Annotated in this window: 17 protein-coding genes; 7 read left to right on the forward strand and 10 right to left on the reverse strand. The window is 41.1% G+C overall.

What is annotated here, in order from left to right; all coding sequences use genetic code 11:
- Positions 1 to 15: 15 nt before the first annotated feature.
- The 4 genes from artJ to PMI_RS03365 all read right to left on the reverse strand — a co-directional run bounded on the left by artJ (position 16) and on the right by PMI_RS03365 (position 4,017).
- The gene (gene artJ, locus PMI_RS03350; RefSeq protein WP_004244550.1) at positions 16 to 750 is read right to left on the reverse strand and encodes an arginine ABC transporter substrate-binding protein; all 735 of its coding nucleotides are present in this window, start codon (positions 748 to 750) and stop codon (positions 16 to 18) included.
- Positions 751 to 764: 14 nt separating this feature from the next.
- Positions 765 to 1,493 (reverse strand): arginine ABC transporter ATP-binding protein ArtP, encoded by a 729-nt coding sequence (gene artP / locus PMI_RS03355; RefSeq protein ID WP_012367698.1) that lies wholly within the window; start codon positions 1,491 to 1,493, stop codon positions 765 to 767.
- A gap of 106 nt (positions 1,494 to 1,599) precedes the next feature.
- On the reverse strand, positions 1,600 to 3,063 hold the full coding sequence (locus PMI_RS03360; protein ID WP_012367699.1) for a DUF2867 domain-containing protein: 1,464 nt from the start codon (positions 3,061 to 3,063) through the stop codon (positions 1,600 to 1,602).
- A 51-nt stretch (positions 3,064 to 3,114) separates the two neighbouring features.
- On the reverse strand, positions 3,115 to 4,017 hold the full coding sequence (locus tag PMI_RS03365; protein WP_004244553.1) for a LysO family transporter: 903 nt from the start codon (positions 4,015 to 4,017) through the stop codon (positions 3,115 to 3,117).
- Between the two features lie 345 nt (positions 4,018 to 4,362).
- Between PMI_RS03365 and PMI_RS03370 the strand changes: the two genes are divergently transcribed.
- The 3 genes from PMI_RS03370 (at position 4,363) to macB (ending at position 9,230) form a co-directional block, all read left to right on the forward strand.
- Positions 4,363 to 6,036, forward strand: a complete 1,674-nt coding sequence (locus tag PMI_RS03370) for an ATP-dependent nuclease (protein WP_004244554.1) — start codon at positions 4,363 to 4,365, stop codon at positions 6,034 to 6,036.
- A 141-nt stretch (positions 6,037 to 6,177) separates the two neighbouring features.
- Positions 6,178 to 7,287 (forward strand): macrolide transporter subunit MacA, encoded by a 1,110-nt coding sequence (macA, locus tag PMI_RS03375; RefSeq protein ID WP_012367700.1) that lies wholly within the window; start codon positions 6,178 to 6,180, stop codon positions 7,285 to 7,287.
- The gene (gene macB / locus PMI_RS03380; protein WP_012367701.1) at positions 7,287 to 9,230 is read left to right on the forward strand and encodes a macrolide ABC transporter ATP-binding protein/permease MacB; all 1,944 of its coding nucleotides are present in this window, start codon (positions 7,287 to 7,289) and stop codon (positions 9,228 to 9,230) included. Before macA ends, macB begins: the two co-directional genes overlap by 1 nt.
- Before the next feature lie 162 nt (positions 9,231 to 9,392).
- On the opposite strand, the gene cspD is transcribed toward macB, so the two are convergent.
- Positions 9,393 to 9,602, reverse strand: a complete 210-nt coding sequence (cspD, locus tag PMI_RS03385) for a cold shock domain-containing protein CspD (protein WP_004244557.1) — start codon at positions 9,600 to 9,602, stop codon at positions 9,393 to 9,395.
- 289 nt (positions 9,603 to 9,891) lie between these two features.
- Here cspD and clpS point away from each other — a divergent pair, with 289 nt between their 5' ends.
- Positions 9,892 to 10,206, forward strand: coding sequence for an ATP-dependent Clp protease adapter ClpS (gene clpS / locus PMI_RS03390; RefSeq protein ID WP_004244558.1), 315 nt, complete (start codon positions 9,892 to 9,894; stop codon positions 10,204 to 10,206).
- 30 nt (positions 10,207 to 10,236) lie between these two features.
- Positions 10,237 to 12,531: an ATP-dependent Clp protease ATP-binding subunit ClpA gene (clpA, locus tag PMI_RS03395; RefSeq protein WP_004244559.1), complete on the forward strand. Its 2,295-nt coding sequence runs from the start codon at positions 10,237 to 10,239 to the stop codon at positions 12,529 to 12,531.
- Positions 12,532 to 12,650: 119 nt separating this feature from the next.
- Here clpA and infA read toward each other — a convergent pair whose 3' ends face one another.
- The 5 genes from infA to trxB all read right to left on the reverse strand — a co-directional run bounded on the left by infA (position 12,651) and on the right by trxB (position 18,507).
- A complete protein-coding gene (infA, locus tag PMI_RS03400; RefSeq protein WP_004244560.1) occupies positions 12,651 to 12,869 on the reverse strand; it encodes a translation initiation factor IF-1 in 219 nt (72 codons plus the stop codon).
- 319 nt (positions 12,870 to 13,188) lie between these two features.
- Positions 13,189 to 13,881 (reverse strand): leucyl/phenylalanyl-tRNA--protein transferase, encoded by a 693-nt coding sequence (gene aat, locus PMI_RS03405; protein WP_012367702.1) that lies wholly within the window; start codon positions 13,879 to 13,881, stop codon positions 13,189 to 13,191.
- Position 13,882: 1 nt separating this feature from the next.
- The gene (gene cydC / locus PMI_RS03410) at positions 13,883 to 15,634 is read right to left on the reverse strand and encodes a heme ABC transporter ATP-binding protein/permease CydC (protein WP_012367703.1); all 1,752 of its coding nucleotides are present in this window, start codon (positions 15,632 to 15,634) and stop codon (positions 13,883 to 13,885) included.
- Between the two features lie 2 nt (positions 15,635 to 15,636).
- A complete protein-coding gene (gene cydD, locus PMI_RS03415; RefSeq protein WP_012367704.1) occupies positions 15,637 to 17,406 on the reverse strand; it encodes a heme ABC transporter permease/ATP-binding protein CydD in 1,770 nt (589 codons plus the stop codon).
- A gap of 141 nt (positions 17,407 to 17,547) precedes the next feature.
- Entirely contained in the window at positions 17,548 to 18,507 is a 960-nt protein-coding gene (trxB, locus tag PMI_RS03420; protein ID WP_004247618.1) for a thioredoxin-disulfide reductase, read from the reverse strand.
- Positions 18,508 to 19,049: 542 nt separating this feature from the next.
- Here trxB and lrp point away from each other — a divergent pair.
- Together lrp and PMI_RS03430 are read left to right on the forward strand one after the other, a co-directional pair.
- The gene (gene lrp, locus PMI_RS03425) at positions 19,050 to 19,544 is read left to right on the forward strand and encodes a leucine-responsive transcriptional regulator Lrp (protein ID WP_004244566.1); all 495 of its coding nucleotides are present in this window, start codon (positions 19,050 to 19,052) and stop codon (positions 19,542 to 19,544) included.
- 127 nt (positions 19,545 to 19,671) lie between these two features.
- Entirely contained in the window at positions 19,672 to 23,475 is a 3,804-nt protein-coding gene (locus PMI_RS03430; RefSeq protein ID WP_012367705.1) for a DNA translocase FtsK, read from the forward strand.
- Positions 23,476 to 23,546 lie beyond the last annotated feature (71 nt).

Raw genomic sequence — 23,546 nt, forward strand, 5'->3', positions numbered from 1 at the left:
TGTTATTAACTATAATTATTCAAACCATTTTTTATAAATGACATCATAGGTGCCATCGGCTTTTACTTCAGATAATGCTTTGTTTAATTTATCTTGTAAATCAGCATTACCTTTTCTTACTGCAATAGCAAGGCCTGTACCAAAATAGTTAGGATCAGTGACCTTATCACCGACAATGCCTAATTCAGGATTCTTTTTCAGCCATTCATTAACCACAGCGGTATCACCAAAGATAGCCTCGATACGACCATTTTTTAGGTCTAACACGGCATTTTGGTAACTGTCATAAGGCACCGTTTTCATCTCTTTATGTTGTTCATTGATGAATTTCTGATGGGTTGTCCCATTTTGGACACCAATTTGCTTGCCTTTTAAGCTTGCAACATCGGAAATTTTACCTGTAACGGTGATAAAGACCGCTGAGTTGTCATAGTAAGAATCAGTAAAATCTACCTGTTTTTGACGCTCAGGCGTAATATCAATCCCCGCCATTAATGCGTCAAAACGACGGAATTTTAAGCTAGGAATTAAGCTATCAAATGATTGATTGGTAAAAGTACATTCAGCATTAATTTTTTCACACATGGCATTTGCTAAATCTACATCAAAACCAACGATTTGATTGTTTGCATCAATCATTTCAAATGGAGGATAAGTTGCCTCAGTAGCAAAACGAATAGTCTCTTTATCAGCCGCTGTTGCAGAAAGTGTAATACTGGTCAGAAGTGCTGCAAATAATATTTTTTTCATTGTCAGATCCCGATTTAGTGTGACAAGTAATTAGCAAAAGCTTCCGTTTGAGGGGCAGTGAAATGATGATTATCACCTTGCTCTATAATACGGCCGTTTTCCATATATACAACTTTGCTTGCGGCTTTGCGCGCAATTTCAACTTCATGGGTCACAATAACTTGTGTGATCCCTGTTTCAGAAAGCTCTTTTATGATATCAACAACTTGAGCCGTAATTTCTGGATCAAGTGCTGCCGTTGGTTCATCAAATAACAGTACCTGAGGCTCCATCATTAATGCTCTTGCAATGGCAACACGTTGCTGTTGTCCACCGGATAAATGCAGTGGAAAACGTTGTGCATAATCACTTAAACGTAAACGCTCAAGTAATTTCATCGCTTTTTCTTTAGCTTGCGGTTTTGCCAAACCTAATACACGACAAGGTGCTTCAATTAAATTATCAAGAACCGTTAAGTGTGGCCATAAATTATATTGCTGAAAAACCATGCCAACATTTTGGCGTAATGTACGAATCGCTTTCGCATTCGGTTGCTGGCCAAAATCAAAATGTAGACCAGCAATGTCTAATTCACCAGAACGAGGCATTTCTAATAAGTTTAGAACCCGCATTAGAGAGCTCTTACCCGCACCACTTGGTCCTAACAGAACCATTGTTTCACCAGCAGAACATTCTAGATTAATATCATAGAGTGCTTGGTGCGAACCGTAGAAACAATTTATATTTTTTAATTGAATACTCATGCGTTTTTTTTGAATAGTCATTAACTGTTTCAAATGATAAAACGATGAGAATAATTATGCAACTAATAGTGCATAAAAAATTGCTTTTTTTACTTAAAAATGGATATTAGGACGATTGCTCGGGCTTTTTAGGTGAATTTTTATCCAATCTATAGGCGCAAGTTGAGACGGTTTGAGCCATACCTTTAAAAATAAATAAATGGGCTGGCATCATGGCAAACCAATAGAGTAAACCACTAAAACCAGCAGGATGCCACCAAGCACGGACATCTAATGAGCGTAGGTTACCACTATCGTGAATAGTAAAAGAGAGGCGCCCTAAACCGGGGGCTTTCATACCGAAGAGTAAAGTCAGTTGTTTTTCAGGCTCTAACTTTATTACCCGCCAACCATCAATCATATCACCTAGCGCTAGCGTTTCACGCTGAGGGCGCCCATAAGTGACTTTGTTGCCAACAAGATCATCTAATAAAGCACGTGTTTTCCATAATGCATTACCATAAAAATAACCTTGTTCACCACCAATTTGCTGAACGACATGCCAAAGTGCCGCCGCACTCGCTGGTGTTGACACTGTACATCCGGCATTTTTGGGATAATAGCCATAGCCGGGTTTCCAACGGTTACGTACTTCAGGAGAGTAACCCCAATCTTGATCATCTAAAGCCGCTTCTTCATCTGCGAGTGTTTCTCTGACTGCGTCATCAAAAGAAATTAACTTTTGTGGGATCAGCTTGCGTAAAGAGGCATCTTTAGCGGGAAGATCGTATTTAAGCCCTTGGATAAGCTCCTTGGCGATTGAAGTGGGAACTGAAGTTATTAGACTAATAAACCCAGCAGAAATAATACTGGCGGGGATAGGTAAAGGGATCAGTAATCGTTTTTTGCCGGAGATGTTAATAAAGCGCTCAAAAAGTGTTTGATAGCTAATATATTCAGGGCCACCGGCATCAAAAATGCGGTGTTGATGGGTTGGGTGATGAATAATTTCTGTTAAATAGTAAATTAAATTTTTTAACGCAATAGGGGATGATTTTGAACGCACCCAACGTGGCGGGGTTAATATCGGTAAGTTATATACCATATCTCGCATGATCTCAAAAGCGGCCGAGCCGGGGCCGACAATCATAGAGGTGCGGATTTCCGTCACAGGAATAGAGCTGGTTCTAAGCACTTCTCCCGTGAGCTTGCGGGCAACAAGATGGGGAGAGTAGGGTTGATCTTTATGTTGGAGCGCACTTAAAAAAATAATTTGTTTAACGTCACTCTCTTCTAAAGCATCGACGACGTTCAATGCCGCTTGGCGCTCTTGTTCGATAAGGTTATGGGCATCTCCCATACTGTGCACAAGGTAATACACAATATCCGTATTACGGATGACATCTCGTAATGTTTTGGGATCGTGTAAATCAACAAATACACAGCGTGTATTTTGCCACCCTTGCGACATCATCCAATCGACTCTACGAGCACCGGCGGTGACTTGATGGCCTTGTGCTATTAAGGCAGGAATAAGATTTTGTCCAATATGTCCACTGGCACCTAATACCAATACACGCTGTTGATTCATCGTTAACCCACTGTAAGAAAAGACGTAATAATACTATTGTTACAAAATTTTCTATGAAGTAAAGAACGCCATTAAGATTGGTGTGACCAAACTTAATACGAAACCATGCACAATTGCAGCAGGAACTATGGCAACCCCTCCACTGCGTTGTAATACAGGTAGCGTAAAGTCCATAGAAGTTGAACCACAAATACCTAATGCCGTATTTCTATAACGATTAACAATAATGGGGATTAGCATGATGGCGGCTAATTCACGCATTAAGTCATTAAAGAAAGCGGTACTACCAATTACCGGGCCAAACGCATCGGTTAATACGATCCCCGATAAAGAATACCAACCATAACCAGAGGCTATCGCTAATCCCATTTTTGTGGGTAATCCGAGTAAATAAGCCGCTAATGCACCACCTGCAAGGGCACTTATTGCCATCACTATTGCAATGGTAGTACCGCGACGATTAATTAAGATCTGCTTTGGACTCATGCCACTATTACGTAATTGTAGACCAACAAGCCATAATAAAAAGATAAGTGCGCCTTGGCTGGCTTGAGATGCATAACCAAAAATTGACCATCCGGTTAAACCGACAAAAAAACCTACTACCACTACACCACAAAGTTGTAGTGATTCGAGTACCATTTTGATACGTGAAGGGGGCTTAGCTTGTTTATGTGCAGGGACATGCCAGGGATCTTTTTTATCCAGCAACCATAAAAACAGCAGATTGGCACCAAAAGTACAGATAAAGAAGACACTGGCATAGGCAAGGATAGAAAATAAATTTTCACCAATATTATCTAACATGGCTAAGCTAACCCCCATTAAAAAGAGGATCACATAGACCATTGCACTAAGTAAACGGTTAGCCAATTGAAGCAAAGGGCGATTGTTTAACTTAATCAAATACCCTATAAACAGGGGCAATAGGATAATCAATAACCCTGATAGCATTTCTATTCCTTACTGAGTGTTGTCAAAATTATAAAATAAACTAATAACGCGAATTGCATTATAACATTTGCTAATAGTTATGTGGATATAGAAACCGCGATAAGTTGAAAATTTTTATTACAGAAGAAGAGCCTAGCACGATCTGATTAATATAGCCTTAATTGTTTGAAAAATGAGCTAATTAGTTATGTGTCGAATAGTTGAGTAAATTTTATTACGCTCATGAGGAACTGTGTTTTAATAAAAATAAGTCATTAAGTAAAATTATTATCAGAAAGCGTATAAAGTTGATAGAGATGCAATAGATGAACCATAACAACTGAGTTGCGACCTGAGAGGGAATTTATGTATTTAGAAAGAGTGGAAATAGCAGGATTTCGGGGGCTTAATCGCCTTTCTCTCCCCCTTGATATGAATACGGTTTTGGTTGGCGAAAATGCATGGGGTAAAACTTCATTACTTGATGCGTTAACCTTGAGTTTGGGGATCGAAACTTATCAATATGCTTTTACAGCAGAAGATTTTCATCGTTTACCTAATGAGCCAGAAAACAGTAAAAAAAACCTACAAATTATTCTGACTTTTACCGAATCACGTCCTGGTCGTCATCGCTCGTATCGTTTTCGTAAATTAGCACCCGTATGGATAGCTAATGGGGACGCTCGTAAGCATATTTATTACCGTATTAGTGCAGAATTAGATGAGCAGCAAAATGTCAAAACCTTTCGTTATTTTCTGGATAAAGAAGGTAAACAGATCCGTTTAGCGAATGGACAGACCAAAGCGATTATTGCTGAAATTGTGCGCCTTTATCCAGTATTGCGCTTACAGGATGCGCGTTTTATACCTAATTTAACAACAGAAGTTATTGACTCTCATAATGAGCCTCATCGTGAAGCATTTAATAATAAGATGAGTGAATTAACGAAAGCATTAATTAATAACCCAGACAATTTATCAGATGAAGATTTACGTGAAGGGTTAGATGCAATGCAACAGTTATTAGGACACTATTTTGCTGATCACGGTGCGCTACTGTTTAAATCTCATTTGAAACATCGCAAAGTCAGTGAGCCACATATTCGAGGATGGCATGCACTAGAAAATATTAATAAGATTTTAGCGAAACCTAATCAGCGCAATATTCGTTTAATTATTTTAGGTATGTTCTCTTCTATTTTACAGTCACGAGGCAGTGTCGAACTTGATCCTTACGCAAGACCGATAGTGATTGTAGAAAACCCTGAAACTCGCTTACACCCTATTATGCTTTCTGTGGCATGGGGATTATTAAATCTCTTTTCTTTGCAACGCATTACGACAACCAATTCAGGGGAGTTACTCTCCTTAGCACCACTACAAAGTGTTTGTCGATTAGTACGTGATACAGATAAAGTTGCCGCTTATCGACTTGGCGACAAACAACTTCATGCAGAAGAAGAGCGTCGTATCTCTTTTCATATTCGTTATAACCGACCTTCTGCACTCTTTGCTCGTTGTTGGTTATTGGTCGAAGGGGAAACGGAAATCTGGCTAATGAACGAATTAGCCAGACAATGTAACTACTTCTTTGAATCTGAAGGGATCAAAGTCATTGAGTTTGCGCAGTGCGGACTTAAGCCACTGTTAAAGTATGCTACCTATATGGGTATAGAATGGCATACGTTGGTTGATGGCGATGAGGCGGGTAAAAAATACGCCGCCACCGTTAAAGAATTTGCCGCAAAAAGAAATGATGCGGAGCGTGACCGATTAACACGGTTGCCAGCATTAGATATGGAACACTATTTATATAAAGAAGGTTTTCGCAATGTCTATCATGAGGTTGCTGGTGTTCCTGATAATGAAAAATGGCCAGTAAGACGTGTGATCATAAAAGCGATACAACGTTCATCAAAGCCTGATCTTGCCTTAACGGTTGCTAATAATGCTGCACAACGAGGTATTGATGCTATTCCTACTTTATTAAAGGTGATGTTTTCTCGGGTAGCATGGCTTGCGAGAGGAAAAGCCAATTAAGTCATTTTTCTATGCTTCTATTTATAGGGGCATAGATATCTCATTGTGTTTTTATTATCGAAAAAGTTAAGGGTGATTTTAGGTTATTACCAACAGGACTTTATTTTTTATTTCACTCTTATTGTATAAGAAGGATATTTCATGGCTTTTTTCCTAACTAAAAAGCAAGGGAAGATTATAGCTGCTATTTTGATTTTTATTGCCATAGGCTTATTTTTTTTCTGGCCGAAAGAGCATTTACCTAGTTATCAAACACAAAAAATTACTCGTGGGGAGCTTTCCAAAGAAGTCACAGCAACGGGCAAATTAGATGCGGTACGTAAAGTCGATGTTGGTGCGCAGGTGAGTGGTCAGCTACAAACTTTATATGTAAAAGAAGGGGATGTAGTAAAAAAAGGCGATCTGCTGGCGATTATTGATCCGAAAAAAGCACAAAATGAGGTCGCGGAATCTCAAGAAACTAATAATGAACTGATGGCTAATTTACAGCAAGCTAAAGCCGAATTACGTTTGGCGCAATTGACTTATCAACGTCAATTAAAGCTGATTGGCACACATGTTATAGCCCAAGAAGAGCTTGATCGCACTAAAACAGACGTTGAAGTCAAAAAAGCCCGAGTGGCGACTTATGAAGCACAAATTAGAAAAAATCAGGCAACACTGGATACCGCAAGAACTAATTTGCAATATACCCGTATTACTGCGCCGATGGATGGTGTGGTCACTTTTATCAAAACCCTTGAAGGGCAGACAGTCATTGCAGCTCAAGAAGCACCAACCATATTAACATTAGCTGATTTAGATACCATGTTAGTAAAAGCCGAAGTTTCTGAGGCAGATGTTATCTATTTAAAACCTGATCTCAAAGCCTCTTTTACTGTATTAGGAGCACCAGATAAAGCCTTCAATGGTAAGTTAAAAGATATTTTACCCACACCTGAAAAAATCAATGATGCGATTTTTTACTATGCACGTTTTGAAGTCCCCAATGAACAACATTTGTTGCGTTTACAAATGACAGCACAAGTTAAAATTCTCCTTGAGCATAAAAAAGATATTCTCTTAGTGCCATTGTCAGCATTAGGGGAAAATGTAGGCATAAATGAATATCAAGTAGAGGTTCTCGTCAATGGGCAGCCTGAAAAACGCGTAGTTAAAATCGGTATTCGTACAGATGTTTATGCAGAAGTCATTAGTGGATTAAATGAAAATGATGACGTGATCCTCGGTGAGATTGCAGGAGAGTCATAATGTCTGCATTACTAGAGCTCAACAACGTAAGCCGTTTATATACCAATGGTGAAGAAGACACGGTGGTACTAGATCAGATTTCACTGACGATTAATGCTGGTGAAATGGTCGCGATTATTGGTGCATCAGGCTCTGGGAAATCAACGCTAATGAACATATTAGGTTGCCTAGATAAGCCAAGCAGCGGTGAATATAAAGTGGCTGGGCAATGTGTGGCAGATATGGAAAGTGACCAACTGGCTGCGCTACGTCGTGAACATTTTGGCTTTATTTTTCAACGCTACCATTTGATGGCGCATTTAACTGCTGAGCAAAATGTGGAGATCCCCGCCATATATGCAGGTAAAAGTACAGAGCAAAGAAAAGAGCGCGCCCGTGCGCTATTAACTCGCCTTGGTTTAGCAGAGCGTATTCACTATCGGCCAAGTCAGCTTTCCGGAGGTCAACAGCAAAGAGTCAGTATTGCCCGCGCATTAATGAATGGCGGAGAAGTGATCCTCGCCGATGAGCCAACGGGGGCATTAGATAGCCAATCGGGTAAAGAGGTAATGGCTATCTTAAAGCAATTAAATCAACAAGGGCATACGGTGATTATTGTCACTCACGATCCATTAATTGCCCAACAAGCCGATCGTATTATTGAAATTAAAGATGGTCAAATTATTAGCGATAATAATAATCACCATTCTGCACCAGTGAAAAAGGCACCACCTGCGATCCAAACCGCCTCTTATTTTCATCAAGTCATTGGACGTTTTACGCAGGCATTAAACATGGCTTGGCGAGCAATGGTGGTGAATAAAATTCGTACCTTGCTGACAATGTTGGGGATCATTATTGGCATTGCCTCTGTTGTCACCATTATTGTTATTGGTGATGCTGCCAAAGATAGGGTCTTAGCAGATATAAAAGCGATTGGCGCCAATACCATTGATATCTATCCGGGTAAGGAGCTTGGTAGTGATTCACCAGAAGATAAACAATCCTTAACCATTCAAGATGTTGATGCGTTAAAACAGCAATCTTATATACAATCAGTGACACCACAGATTTACTTTAGCTCTCGATTACGTCGTGGTAATCAAGATGCGCCGGCAACAGTTTCTGGTGTTAACGAGGATTATTTTTCAGTGTATGCGTTGAAATTTGCACAGGGGAGCACTTTTACGCCTGATATGATCCATCGCCAAGCGCAAGTAGTCGTTATTGATGAAAATACTCGTCATCGTTTTTTCCCGAATAAACAAGCGGTGATTGGCGAGCAAATTATTATTCGTAATATTCCTTCTACTATCATAGGTGTGGTTGCAGAGCAAAAATCCACTTTTGGTGATAATAAGTCATTACGTGTCTGGGTGCCTTACAGTACGCTAAGTAGTCGAATTTATAACCGTAGTTATTTAGATAACATCACGGTAAAAGTAAAAGAGGGCTATGATGCGAGTGTTGCTGAGCAACAAATTCTCCGCTTATTAACGATCCGGCATGGTAAAAAAGATATTTTTACTTATAACATTGATAGCTTTATTAAAGCGGCTGAAAAAACCACGCAAACTATGCAACTGTTTTTAACCTTGGTAGCGGTTATTTCGCTGGTGGTAGGGGGGATTGGCGTGATGAATATCATGTTGGTTTCTGTTACGGAAAGGACTCGGGAAATTGGTATTCGTATGGCGGTAGGCGCACGAGCCAGTGATGTTATGCAACAATTTTTAATTGAGTCAGTACTGGTGTGTTTGGTGGGAGGATTATTAGGTATTAGCCTTTCATTTGCGATTGCTATGTTTGCCAGCATGATGCTACCCAATTGGCATTTTGTGTTCCAGCCCACGGCACTGATAAGTGCTTTTGCTTGCTCTACAGCAATTGGGGTTATTTTTGGTTTTTTACCGGCGAGAAATGCGGCCAAAATGAACCCTATTGATGCCTTAGCGAGAGAGTAAAATAGCGGTAGTCTATAAAAGATCAAAAGCCCTATCTTTCAAAAGATAAGGGCTTTTATTGGTATGATAATGTGAGCGTCATTTTCTGTTTAAAGTGTGAAAATGGACGAAATAAGGGGCGAGAGCGGATAAAATATTATCCACATCATACTTACTTAACCATTATTCGATAATAGGAATGATAAGATCAGCATGATCCCCTTTAGGTCCTTTTATTGTGCTATAATTAACTTTCTGACCCGCTTTCAGTGTGCGGTAGCCTTCCATTCTTATTGATGAATAATGGGCAAAAATATCTTCGCCACCTGCGGCAGGGGTAATGAAACCAAAACCCTTAGCGTTGTTAAACCACTTAACTGTACCTGTCTCCATACTTAGCTTCTCTCATATACTTGTCTTTATTTACTTAACATTACTTTCAGTATATTTACTGAGCTGTTCATAAAACATACTCTAATTAATTGTTTCAATCGTCAAGGGGGAGATGAGCAAGAAAATGTTCCGAGTAGGTGAAACTTTGATGTAGCTAACGCTTTGTTATTTATTTTGGTAGAAAAAGAGTTAATAAAAAACCGTTGATAGGCAGACTTTCCTATGAGATGGTAAACTGAATGTCATAGTGAGTCGTGACGTTTAACAAACCAATGAGTAACACATAACAATGGGTCAGTTTGATTTTTTAACAGAAACCACACTAGGGGAGAAGGTCTCTCAGTTAAATGAGCCACCTGCGATGTATAAGGTGATCTTGAATAATGATGATTACACCCCCATGGATTTTGTTGTAGAAGTATTAACAATGTATTTTTTTCTTAACGAAGAAAAAGCCACACAAATTATGTTGGACGTTCATCATAAAGGGAAGGGAGTGTGTGGTGTCTATAGTGCGGATATCGCTGAAACTAAAGTTGCACAAGTGAATCAATACGCCAGAGAAAATGGCCATCCACTTTTGTGTACACTGGAAAAAGCGTAGTCCGGTGAGTCTTTTAAGGAGGAGGTGCTTATGCTTAATCACGAATTAGAGCTTAGTCTTAACATTGCATTCGCGAAAGCCCGTGATAACAGACACGAATTTATGACTGTAGAGCACCTGTTGCTGGCGCTATTAAGTAACAAATCGGCGCGTGAAGCATTGGAAGCTTGTAAAGTCGATTTAGCAGTCTTACGCGAAGAGCTTGAAATCTTTATTCGTAAAACGACACCTATTTTACCCGAGCATGTCGATAGAGAAACACAGCCAACCTTGAGTTTCCAACGTGTATTACAACGTGCTGTGTTCCATGTGCAATCTTCAGGTAAAAATGAAGTTTCCGGTGCCAATGTGCTAGTGGCGATTTTTAGTGAGCAAGAGTCTCACGCCGCTTATCTACTACGTAAACATGATGTTAGCCGTCTTGATGTGGTTAATTTTATCTCTCATGGCATTTTAAAAGATGATCAACAAAACAGTGATGATCAGTCTGATATGGGCGATATAAATGCACAATCTCAACAAGAGATGCCACAAGGCGATGATCGCATGGATAATTTTACCACTAACTTAAACCAGTTGGCGCGTCAGGGTAAAATTGATCCACTTATCGGCCGTCAAGCGGAATTAGAAAGAACGATACAAGTCTTATGTCGTCGACGTAAAAATAATCCATTACTGGTCGGTGAATCGGGTGTCGGTAAAACGGCAATTGCAGAAGGGCTCGCATGGCGTATTGAACAAAATGATGTGCCTGATGTGATGAAAGGCTGCACGCTCTATTCTCTTGATATTGGATCTTTATTAGCAGGAACCAAATATCGTGGTGATTTCGAAAAACGCTTTAAAGCGTTATTGAAAACACTTGAAAAAGATGAAAAAAGTATCTTATTTATCGATGAAATTCATACCATCATTGGTGCTGGCGCCGCCTCTGGTGGGCAAGTTGATGCCGCTAACTTAATTAAACCACTATTATCAAGTGGTCGTATTCGTGTGATTGGTTCAACCACTTATCAAGAATTTAGTCAGATCTTTGAAAAAGATCGCGCCTTGGCTCGTCGTTTCCAAAAAATTGATGTAATTGAGCCTTCGGCAGATGAAACCGTATTAATTATTAAGGGATTGCGTCAGAAGTATGAAGCACATCACGATGTGCGTTATACCAATAAGGCAATTCAGGCAGCTGTTGATTTATCGGTTAAATACATTACTGATAGACACCTTCCTGATAAAGCCATTGATGTTATTGATGAAGCCGGTGCGAAAACCCGTTTAATTGCACCAAGTAAACGTAAAAAGACGATTAATGTCTCTGATATTGAATCGGTAGTAGCAAAAATTGCCCGTATTCCAGAAAAAACGGTTTCTAGCAGTGATAAGTCAATGCTAAAAAATCTGGATAACCAATTAAAAATGTTGGTGTTCGGTCAAGATCAAGCTATTCATGCCTTGGCTGAATCTATCAAAATGAGCCGAGCAGGTTTAGGGCAAGAGAATAAGCCGGTTGGCTCTTTCTTATTCGCCGGACCTACTGGGGTGGGTAAAACAGAAGTAACGGTCCAGTTGGCGAAAGCGCTTAATATTAAGCTACTGCGCTTTGATATGTCTGAATATATGGAACGACATACGGTAAGTCGTTTAATTGGGGCACCTCCTGGTTATGTTGGTTTTGATCAAGGTGGATTACTCACAGATGCGGTGATTAAAAACCCTTATTCTGTAGTGTTACTTGATGAGATTGAAAAAGCACATCCCGATGTGTTTAACATTCTGCTACAAGTGATGGATAACGGAACACTTACTGATAATAATGGCCGTAAAGCTGATTTTCGTAATGTGATTTTGGTGATGACAACCAATGCGGGTGTTCATGAAACGCAACGTAAATCGATAGGGTTTACTGAACAAGATCATAGCACTGATGCCATGGTTGAAATCAAAAAAGCGTTTTCCCCAGAGTTTCGTAACCGTTTAGATGGCATTATTTGGTTTAATGCGCTATCAGCCGATATTATTGCTATGGTGGTTGATAAATTTATTGTCGAGTTACAAGCTCAATTGGATGATAAAGGGGTATCGCTAGAGGTAAGTCAAGAAGCTCGCCAATGGTTAAGTGATAAAGGTTACGATAAAGCAATGGGAGCAAGACCTATGGCTCGCGTAATTCAAGAAAATCTGAAAAAACCATTAGCCAATGAAATTCTGTTTGGCTCGTTAGTTAATGGCGGCTCGGTTTCTGTGACCTTAAATGACCAAGAAAATAAATTACAGTACCAATTTACTAGCCAAGAAAAATTGGCTAAAAAAGAAGATACCGTTATTTAATAATAGCGGTTTATCTTAGGCTAAAAAGCAGACACCACAGGTCAGCATCAATTCATGCTTTGCCTGTGGTGTTTTTTTTCACCCGAAATGATGATATTGCGGGAGAGAATGGATTGGGATCAACGGCTACGGAAGATGATACGGCCTTTGCTCAGGTCATATGGGGTCAGCTCAACGGTAACCTTGTCGCCTGTCAGGATACGAATATAGTTTTTACGCATTTTTCCTGAAATATGAGCGGTAACGACGTGTCCGTTTTCTAATTCTACACGGAACATCGTGTTTGGCAGAGTATCCAGTACAGTGCCTTGCATTTCAATGTTGTCTTCTTTGGCCATCTAATCCTCTAAGTTTTAATAACCATATTTTTTAAACGGCAAGATAATGCCGAAAATATTGTCCTATGTAAAGGAATGTTATTGGTTAACAAAGATGTTTGCTTTGCTAACAAGTTAATATTCCTTACCGTTACTTGTGTTTTAGTTGCTGAAAAACAAGGTTAATAACACAAGTCATAATTCTTTATTGTGCGGTATTTATTGCAATAAAATAACAACATCCAAACCACACTTTGGATGTGCAAGATGAATTTTTGTATAGACCACAGCAGTGAAATTCTATTTAAAATCTGATGGGCTTTACAAAAACGAGTGGTGATTATAATTCCAACGATTGCTGATACCAACACTTTTTATCAATAATCACCTTTTTCCAACGAGATAGCGCCTCTAAATAGCGATCTCTGGCAATTTCTATCGCACCTAATGCTGCCGTATGAGAGTTTAACACTTGGCAATCAAATAGTTGACCCCCATAACGCAGAAAATGGTTATAAAAAGCAACAAAGGCACATTTAGAAGCATTATTTCGACGACTAAACATTGATTCACCGCAGAAAACGGCACCAACGTTAACTCCATATAAACCACCGATCAATTCGTCGCCCTCCCAAACTTCTACAGAATGGGCTTCTCCTTGTTGGTGCAATGCCCGATAGCCGGTTTTTATATCAGGGCCTATCCAAGTTCCCTCATCACGTACACTACAGGCCTCAATGACATCAGAGAATGCCTGATTTAAGGTGATGGTATAAGGCGCTTGGCGTAAAAACTTACGTAACGTACGACCAATATGCAATGTTCCTGCGGGTAAGACGGCTCGGGGATCGGGTGACCACCATAACGGCGTTTCATGGGGTGTATACCAAGGGAAAATCCCCGTTTGATAAGCCTCTTTCAAACGAGCAGGGGAAATATCGCCGCCAATTGCCAATAACCCACTTGGCTCTTTTAAAGCCAAATGGGGGGCAGGAAAAGTCACATCGTGTTCATCTAATTGAAACAACGGCATATTACGCCTCATCATGTGGCATTAACAATGCTTGTCTTTGATGAAATTTAGCATACTGACCTTGCTGTTGTAATAACTGACGATGCGTGCCGGTTTCGACAATGTGACCGCCATCCATCACACAAATTTTATCCATTTTATCTAACCCAGAAAGCCGGTGGGTGATCATTAATACCGCTTTGCCTTGGCAATGTTGCTGTAATAGTGCGAGGATCTGTTGCTCTGTATCTGCATCAAGACCTTCTGTTGGCTCATCAAGTAAGATAAGTGGTGCATTATGGAGTATGGCTCTTGCCAGCCCTAAACGTCGTTGTTCGCCTCCAGAAAGCTGTCTTCCACCATCACCCATCCATGCATTTAAACCTTCATCATTTTCGACCAGTTGTTCAAGACCAACTTGGCGTAGAACATGAGTAAGCTCTTCATCTGTCGCATCTTCTTTTGCCATAATTAAGTTCTCTCTTAAAGTATGGCTAAAAACATGCACACGTTGAGGTACAACAGACATCATTGAACGTAATGTCGCTTCATCATAATCAGCAAGAGATAAATGATTTAATGTGATCACGCCCTGAGAGGGATCGAATGCGCGATTGACTAATTGTAAGAGTGTTGATTTACCACAACCCGTTTTACCCAGTAATGCCACATGTTGTCCTGCTTCAATGGTGAGATCAACATGATTGATCACAGGCATGGGTTGATTAGGATAGGTAAAGCAGACATCCCGTAGTGTTAATGAGGCGCTCGGTTTTATCTCTCCCCCTTGGGCTGGGAAGGTGACATCGGGTTGTTGCTCAATTAAATGCGTAATACGCGTAGCCGATGTCATGACTTGCCCTAAATGTTGAAATGCGACAGTCACCGGGCCGAGCGATTCAAATGCCGCTAATGCACAGAAAGTAAAGAGAGCGATGAGTGCTTCTGGCATAAAGTGGGCATCAATACCATCGGCAGCTAACCATAAAATCAGTGTGGCGGTTAATCCCGAGGCCAAAATCATTAGCGATTGAGATAAACCAGTTAAGTTAGCTTGTTGTGCTTGACGGCGCAGCCAGCGTGCTTCAAGTTGTGCTAAATTTTGTCTAAAGCGGGGAAGGGCGCCAAAAATTGTTAATTCAGCTTGCCCTTGTAACATACTGGTGAGTACGGTGCGATATTGCCCTCTTAGGTCTGTGAGATCACGACCAATGGGCTTTCCGGCATAATAAAATACAAAAGGTAATACCACCAGCAGGGTGAGCATAATACCACCTAGCGTATTTGCTAAGTGAGCATCAATAAGCCCAAGCCCAAACATAATGGTCATGATAACCACAAAGGCGGCAATTATCGGTGAGATCACCCGGATATAAAGGTGATCTAAGGTTTCAACATCAGCTACTAAACGGTTAAGTAATTCACCTTGACGAAAACGGGCGATCCCCCCAGGAGAGAGCGGTAAAATTTTCTTAAAAGTGAAAACACGCAAGTGTGAGAGTACACGAAAGGTGGCATCATGACTGACAAGACGCTCAAAATAACGCCCCGCAGTACGAAATATTGCCGCACCTCGTACCCCAGCGGCGGGTAACATATAGTTAAAACTATAAATGCCCGCAAAACCCGCTAATGACGTGCCCGCTAAGAACCAGCCAGAAAGTGTTAAAAGGCCGATACTGGCTAATAATGTTAAAATTGCCAACAAAATACCCAGTAACAGCATAAACCAGTGACGACGGTATAACGCGAGAAAAGGAAGCAGTACTCTCATGATCAAAGTTCCTCTTTACGATGAGCAAGAAGACGAGCAAAGGCACCATGTTGTTGACTGAGTGACTGATAAGTCCCAGTTTCAATGATTTGCCCTTTTTCCATTACCCAAATCTGATCATATTCCATCGTTTCTTCTAATAAGTGGGTAATCAACAGCGTCGTTTGATGTAATGAAGCTTCATTAAGCGCTTGCATAACGCGCTGTTCACTGTGAGAGTCTAAACTTGCTGCAGGCTCATCTAATAATAAAAAGTGACAAGGTGATAAAAGGGCGCGAGCTACCGCAATACGTTGGGCTTGACCAACGGAAAGACGGGCAGCATTATCACCAATAATGGTGTTTAAACCATCCGGTAATTCGTTAATAAAATCACTTACATAAGCTTTTTCAATAGCTTGATTTATCTTCGCTTCACTGGCGTTCGGATCACTTAAACGAATATTATCCAGCAGGGTTTGCTCTGGTAAGTTAGGGTTTTGTCCCACCCAGCTGATACATTGGCGCCATGCCTGTGGAGAGAGTTGAGTTAACTCAACACCATTGACGGTTAATGAGCCACGATAAGGTAAAAAACCTAACAATACATTAAGTAATGAACTCTTACCTGCGCCACTTTGCCCGACCAGTGCAATACGCTGTATGGGATGAATGGTAAAGTTAAGAGGGCCTGCCAGTTTGGCTCCTTGATGTGACAAGATTTCTAATTGTTGGGCAACTATTTCAATACCTTGGTCGGTATTAATAGTTTGATTACCCGTAGGTTGGGGCTGTTCACCTTCGGCTTCTAAAAACTCAACCAAAGAGCCAGCTGCACCTACCGCCTGTGCTTTAGCATGATAATAGGTGCCTAAGTCGCGTAATGGTTGGAAAAACTCAGGGGCAAGGATCAGGGCTAAAAAACCAGAAAATAACGTCACGCCTAACCCATAATCACCAAAGCTCAATTCTCCAAGATAGGAAAAACCAAAATAGACCGCGACGACCGCAATGGATACGGCGGTAAAGAATTCTAATACGCCAGAAGAGAGAAATGCCATACGTAGCACTTCCATGGTTCGCTTACGAAAGTCTTCCGTTGCATCCGTTATCTGTTTTACTTCTGCATCACCACGGTTGAATAGGCGCAATGTATCCAAACCACGTAATCTATCAAGGAAGTTGCCACTTAAGCGACCTAAGGCAAGAAAATTACGCCGGTTAGCATCTGCTGCGCCTAAGCCAACTAACGCCATAAATAAAGGAATAAGAGGGGCTGTGACAAAAAGAATTAATCCTGCGGCCCAATTAATAGGAAAAATGGTAATAAGAATCAGCAAAGGTACAATAGAGGCGAGATACATTTGCGGCAGATAACGCGCATAGTAATCTTGCATATCTTCTATTTGTTCTAGAATAATCGTTGCCCAACTTCCTGCGGGCTTGCCTTTGACCCATACAGGGCCTAGCGCTTCAAGTCTATCAAGTACTATTTTGCGAATTTGCTGTCTGACCGCCATACCACAGCGATAGCCTACACGTTCGCGTATCGCCATCACGACAGCGCGTAAAATAAAGATGCTGATAAGGATAAGGAAAGTAGTCGTATGTGTATCACGACTTAGCCCATCCATAATGAACGCTTGTAGTAGAATGGCTAATAACCATGCTTGCGCAATAATTAATAAACCACTGACTACCCCTAAAATCATTGATAGCCGTAACCAACGGCGGGCTGGAGCACTTTGCTGTTTCAGCCATCGAACCAATTCATTTTGTTTAGTTTTATCCATGAGAAAAGATTCAAATCTGCAGGTGAGATACAAAGTATCAAAAACGCCAAGAATAATAATGATTACTCTTTAACGACCAAGCTAGTATGTTACATGGTAAAAGGCGCTACTGAAATAGCGCCTTGAAAGGAAGTGAGGATTTTAGTTAGATTTTAGTGCGTCTAAGTAACGTTCTGCATCTAAAGCAGCCATACAACCTGTACCAGCTGAGGTAATGGCTTGACGATAAATATGATCCATTACATCACCTGCGGCAAAAACACCTTCAATAGATGTTTGGGTAGCATTGCCTTGCGTACCGGATTGAACTTTAATGTAACCGTTATCTAAGGCTAATTGATCTTCAAAAATTGCCGTGTTAGGGCTATGACCAATAGCAATAAAGACGCCCATGACCTCTAGCTCTTCGGTTTTATCACTTTTCGTATCTTTTAAGCGCACTTTAGTGACACCCATATCATCACCTAACACTTCATCTAAGGTACGATCGGTATGCAAAATGATATTGCCATTCTTAACTTTGTCCATTAAACGGTCAATTAAGATTTTTTCAGAGCGGAATGAATCGCGGCGGTGGATTAGGTGCACTTCTGAGGCGATATTTGCTAAATACAGTGCTTCTTCTACGGCAGTATTACCACCACCGACAACAGCAACTTTCTGGTTACGATAGAAAAAGCCATCACAGGTTGCACAGGCAGAAACACCACGGCCTTTAAATGCTTCTTCAGAAGGTAAACCGATATAACGTGCTGATGCCCCTGTTGCAATGATCAAGGCATCACAAGTATATTCTTGTTCATCACCAAATAGGCGGAAAGGTCGGTTTTTCAGATCGACTTTGTTGATATGGTCAGAGATAATCTCGGTATTAAATTTTTCAGCGTGCTGAAACATGCGATCCATTAAACCAGGACCAGTTAATCCTTCAGGGTCGCCAGGCCAGTTTTCAACTTCAGTTGTGGTAGTGAGCTGTCCTCCTTTTTCAACACCCGTAATCAGCACGGGTTCTAGGTTAGCTCGTGCTGCATAAACTGCTGCAGTATAGCCGGCAGGACCTGAACCTAAAATAATAAGTTTGCTATGTTTGATGGTGCTCATGGATACCTCATCTTTGATTAGGCTTGATGCGAATTGAGCGATTGTAGGAGAAATAAGACGTTAAAAAAAGCCAAGAAAGGGAAATAGCGATAATATTTTAACTATTTTAGCAATAGTTAATAGTAATATAGTTTAATAATTATAGAGTTATATTGCGTTAACATCATCGAATTAACCTGAAACATTTTGCTTTACAATTGCTGTTTATCTTGCATATATAGACAATAACATAGCGCCTTGTTCTGATTTTTGCTCATTTGCTTTGACAATCCGCTGTACATTTGCGAAAACATGACTGTAAAAGATAATTATCCTCAGACGTAATAGGTATTATTTTTAGACAGACAGGGCATAGGATAGTGCTTTTGCAAGATGAATAGATAAGAATTTGGATAAAATGATTGTTTTATCTGGCATTAAATAAAAATAGATTGGTAGTTTGCTCTGACCGTTTGATACCGAGGTCTCAATATGATGCTGAAGGTGTACAGGTATGGGTATAGGAAAATAAAGTAAGAGAAAAAGAGAAAGAGAGTATAGAGATGATTGATAATAAAAAACGTCCGGGTAAAGATCTTGATAGAATAGACCGGAATATTCTAAATGAGCTTCAGAAAGATGGTCGTATCTCAAACGTTGAGCTGTCTAAACGCGTTGGTTTATCACCAACCCCATGTTTAGAGCGTGTACGCCGATTAGAACGCCAAGGATTTATTTCTGGTTATACTGCGCTATTAAACCCCCATTACCTAGATGCATCTCTGTTGGTATTTGTGGAAATCACATTAAACCGTGGTGCACCAGATGTCTTTGAACAATTTAATATGGCTGTTCAAAAACTTGAAGAGATCCAAGAATGTCATTTAGTTTCTGGTGACTTTGACTATCTGTTGAAAACTCGTGTACCTGATATGTCTGCTTATCGTAAATTATTAGGCGAAACGCTATTACGTCTTCCTGGTGTAAACGACACCCGCACTTATGTGGTGATGGAAGAAGTAAAACAAAGCAATCGCCTAGTGATTAAAACACGCTAAGCCTGCTAATAGGTTAGTGCAAAACAGGATAAAGTTAGGTACACTCCTGTTTATGTATACAGTTTCAACGCTGGGTTATCTCAGCGTTGTTCCGTTTAAACCTTAAGTGAAACCTGGAGAGCCCTCTTTGAGCCAGGAATATACAGAAGATAAAAATATTCGTTTTACTAAGATAAGTAACCGCCGTCGTATTTGGGAAGCCCTTCTTATTTTGATAGGCATTGGTGCTATCTTTTTAATGATTTCTTTACTGAGCTTCCATCCAGCCGATCCGAGTTGGTCACAAACCACGTGGAATGAACCTATTCAAAACTTAGGTGGCAATATTGGTGCATGGCTTGCTGATATCCTTTTTTCAGCATTTGGCTTGCTCGCTTATGCAATCCCTATTGTGGTGGTATTTGGTTGCTGGAATGCATTACGTCATCAAAAAAATCGTGAATACACAGATTTTTTCTCCCTTGCATTACGTACAATTGGTGCCTTGGCTCTGGTTCTTACATCTTGTGCGTTAGCTGATCTTAATTTTGATGATATCTACAATTTTAGCTCTGGTGGGGTGATTGGTAGCTTATTTAGCAAGGCATTGCTACCTTGGTTTAATATGCTAGGTGCAACACTGGCGCTACTATCAGTATGGGCGATAGGCTTTACGCTATTTACTGGCTGGTCATGGCTGACGATTACCGAAAAGATTGGTGCGGTTATCTTAGGTGCGGTTGCTTTTATTACTAATCGTGGTCAAAAAGATATTGACTATGATGATTATGAAGAACCCGCCGATCCTATTCAGGCAGATCCCGAGGTGCTGGTGGATAACAACACCCAGCCAGAACATCAACTTTCTGCGCAAATAGAACCAGATAGTGATGATATTCTCTTTTCTGCACCTTCCGCCCTTGAGTTAGCGCGTCAGCAAGAAATGGCGATCACGCCACAACATGATGATATAACTGAAACTTCAGAAGTTGCTAGCGGATCTGCAACCCCAACGATTTCAGCCACAGAGACAGTTATCGCTGAGGCGCACGAGAGCAAAGAGCGGGCAGAGCATATTGTTGATAATCAACAACCGACGCATGCCACAACCCATGATGCAGAAGTAACACCGCCATCCATTATGGCTACTCATGACGCTAGCCCAGTCACTGAGCCTGAACCTGAACACTATCGCTTTGAAATACCATCGGCATTTCTTAAGCAACAAGCGCATTCCTCTGATTCTATGGCAGACAATAGTGTCGTGACAGAAGAAGTACCGACAACCATGCCACTGACGGAAAACAAACCTATTGAGACAAACGAAGCGCCAATTGTCTCGCAAAAAACAGCGGCGGATAATAGCGACCATAGTGCATCATTATTTACGCCATCATTTACGCCATCTGCTACATCAACAGATAGCAATTCAGCTTCATTAACTCAAACAGCCGCCGGTGTTGCCAGTGTGGCAACAGCAGCAATAGTCAGTCACGGTGCACAAGTTAAACAAGGATTAGGGCCTGAATTACCTCGACCAAATCCTGTACGATTACCAACGCGTCGAGAGCTTTATGGTATTCGTATCCCATCACAACGTGAGGCGGAATTACGCCGCCGTGAAGAAGCGCTTCAACAAGATCATGAAGACGATTTAGCGGATATACAAGAGCAGGCTAATTTCGAACAATCGTTACGTCAGCAATTTCTTGAGCAACAACGTGAGCGCTATGGTGAGGATACATCAGCAACACAAAATGTTGAGCCAACCATCACGATGTCATCAGCGACATCTAGCTCGCAGTCAACCTATGACGAGTATGACGAGTCTGATAATCAACCTTTCATTGATACCCATACCTTTTCTGCGCAAGAAACAGAAGAGGAGAGTGATGAGTATGAACAACACCTCGCTGAGCAGTTTAAGCAACAACTGCAAGAACGTTACGGTGAGGATGTTTTACAGGATGAAGATGACGAGGTATTGCCATCAGTCACGACTGGAGCATCCGAGACGTCAGCCTCGGCACAAGGGTATCATCCCCATATTCAGCACTCTTTTGCGTCTCAATCTACCCCTGTTACTCAACAGACTGATAACAGCACTCTTTATCCTAACAGTGATGCATTCTTACAAGTATCACCTCGTGATGATGAAGAAGAGGAATACACACCGACTATCGAGTTACAAGAAAATCTTGATGCATTAGGCTCGTTATCACCGGTGGATGATTTGTTAGATGAAGAGCCTGCAGAGCCTGTTTTTACGCCGATGGTAACCCCTGCAGAGCCAGTATCTTCTGTATCTTCTGTAGGGCAAACACCTATTGAGCCTCAAGCACAGATGGCTCAACATTTTGCACAGCAACAGCAACAGCAACAGCAACAGCAACAGCAACAGCAACAGCAACAGTCATTAATTCATCCGTTATTAATGCGCAATGATAGGCCGTTACAAAAACCGACAACACCAATGCCATCACTTGACTTATTAACCTCTCCTCCTATGGATGATGAACCTGTTGATATGTTTGAGCTTGAGCGTATTGGTAAGTTAATTGAAGCGCGTTTAAATGACTACCGTGTTAAAGCAAAAGTGGTTGGTATTTCACCGGGCCCGGTGATCACCCGTTTTGAGCTAGAGCTAGCGCCTGGTGTAAAAGCTGCACGTATTTCAAATCTATCCCGCGACTTAGCACGTTCACTTTCCACGACGGCAGTGCGTATTGTTGAAGTTATACCGGGCAAACCTTATGTTGGGCTTGAGTTACCAAACAAAAAACGCCAAACCGTCTATATGCGTGAACTATTAGATAGTGATGCATTCCGTGACAGTCGTTCACCATTAACTGTGGTATTAGGGAAAGATATCGGTGGGCAACCTGTGGTTGCTAACTTGGCTAAAATGCCTCACTTACTGGTTGCTGGTACTACAGGTTCGGGTAAATCTGTTGGGGTGAATGCGATGATCATCAGCATTCTCTATAAAGCGAAGCCAGAAGATGTACGCTTTATTATGATTGACCCGAAAATGTTGGAATTATCGGTTTATGAAGGTATTCCGCATCTGTTAACCGAAGTGGTCACAGATATGAAAGATGCTGCGAGTGCTTTGCGCTGGAGTGTCGCAGAAATGGAACGCCGTTATAAATTAATGTCCGCATTAGGGGTACGTAACCTTGCGGGCTATAACGAAAAAATTAAAGAAGCGGAAGCCATGGGGCGTCCAATTCCAGATCCACTATGGAAACCTTCTGACAGCATGGCACCTGAGTTGCCTATGTTAGAAAAAGAGCCTTATATTGTGGTCATCGTCGATGAGTTTGCTGATCTAATGATGACCGCGGGTAAAAAAGTGGAAGAATTAATTGCTCGCTTAGCACAGAAAGCACGTGCGGCGGGAATTCACTTAGTATTAGCCACTCAGCGCCCTTCAGTGGATATTATTACTGGTTTAATTAAAGCGAATATTCCAAGTCGCATCGCATTTACCGTATCGAGTAAAATCGACTCGCGCACTATTTTAGACCAAGGTGGTGCCGAATCCTTGTTAGGTATGGGTGATATGCTTTATGCCCCTAATGGCTATATGCCAGAGCGTGTACATGGTGCATTTGTCAGCGATGATGAAGTACATGCGGTTGCAACAGACTGGAAAGCACGTGGCCGACCTCAATATATTGAAGCCATTACCAAATGTGGTGAAGAAGGCGAAGGTGGCAATGGTGGTGGTTATGATGATGGTGAAGAGCTTGATCCGCTATTTGATCAGGCCGTAGAATTTGTGGTTGAAAAACAGCGAGTCTCCATTTCCGGTGTACAGCGTCAATTTAGAATAGGCTATAACCGTGCAGCTAGAATTGTTGAGCAGATGGAGATGCAGGGTATTGTCAGTGCACCTAATCACAATAATACGCGTGATGTATTATCACCACCGCCAGCAGAAATGTAATATCTTGAAAACAGAGTTATCAGCGCTTAAATCAGCATGATAATCTAATAAATATCACTATAACTTATACG

It is taken from the genome of Proteus mirabilis HI4320 (assembly GCF_000069965.1).
Lineage (GTDB): Bacteria > Pseudomonadota > Gammaproteobacteria > Enterobacterales > Enterobacteriaceae > Proteus > Proteus mirabilis.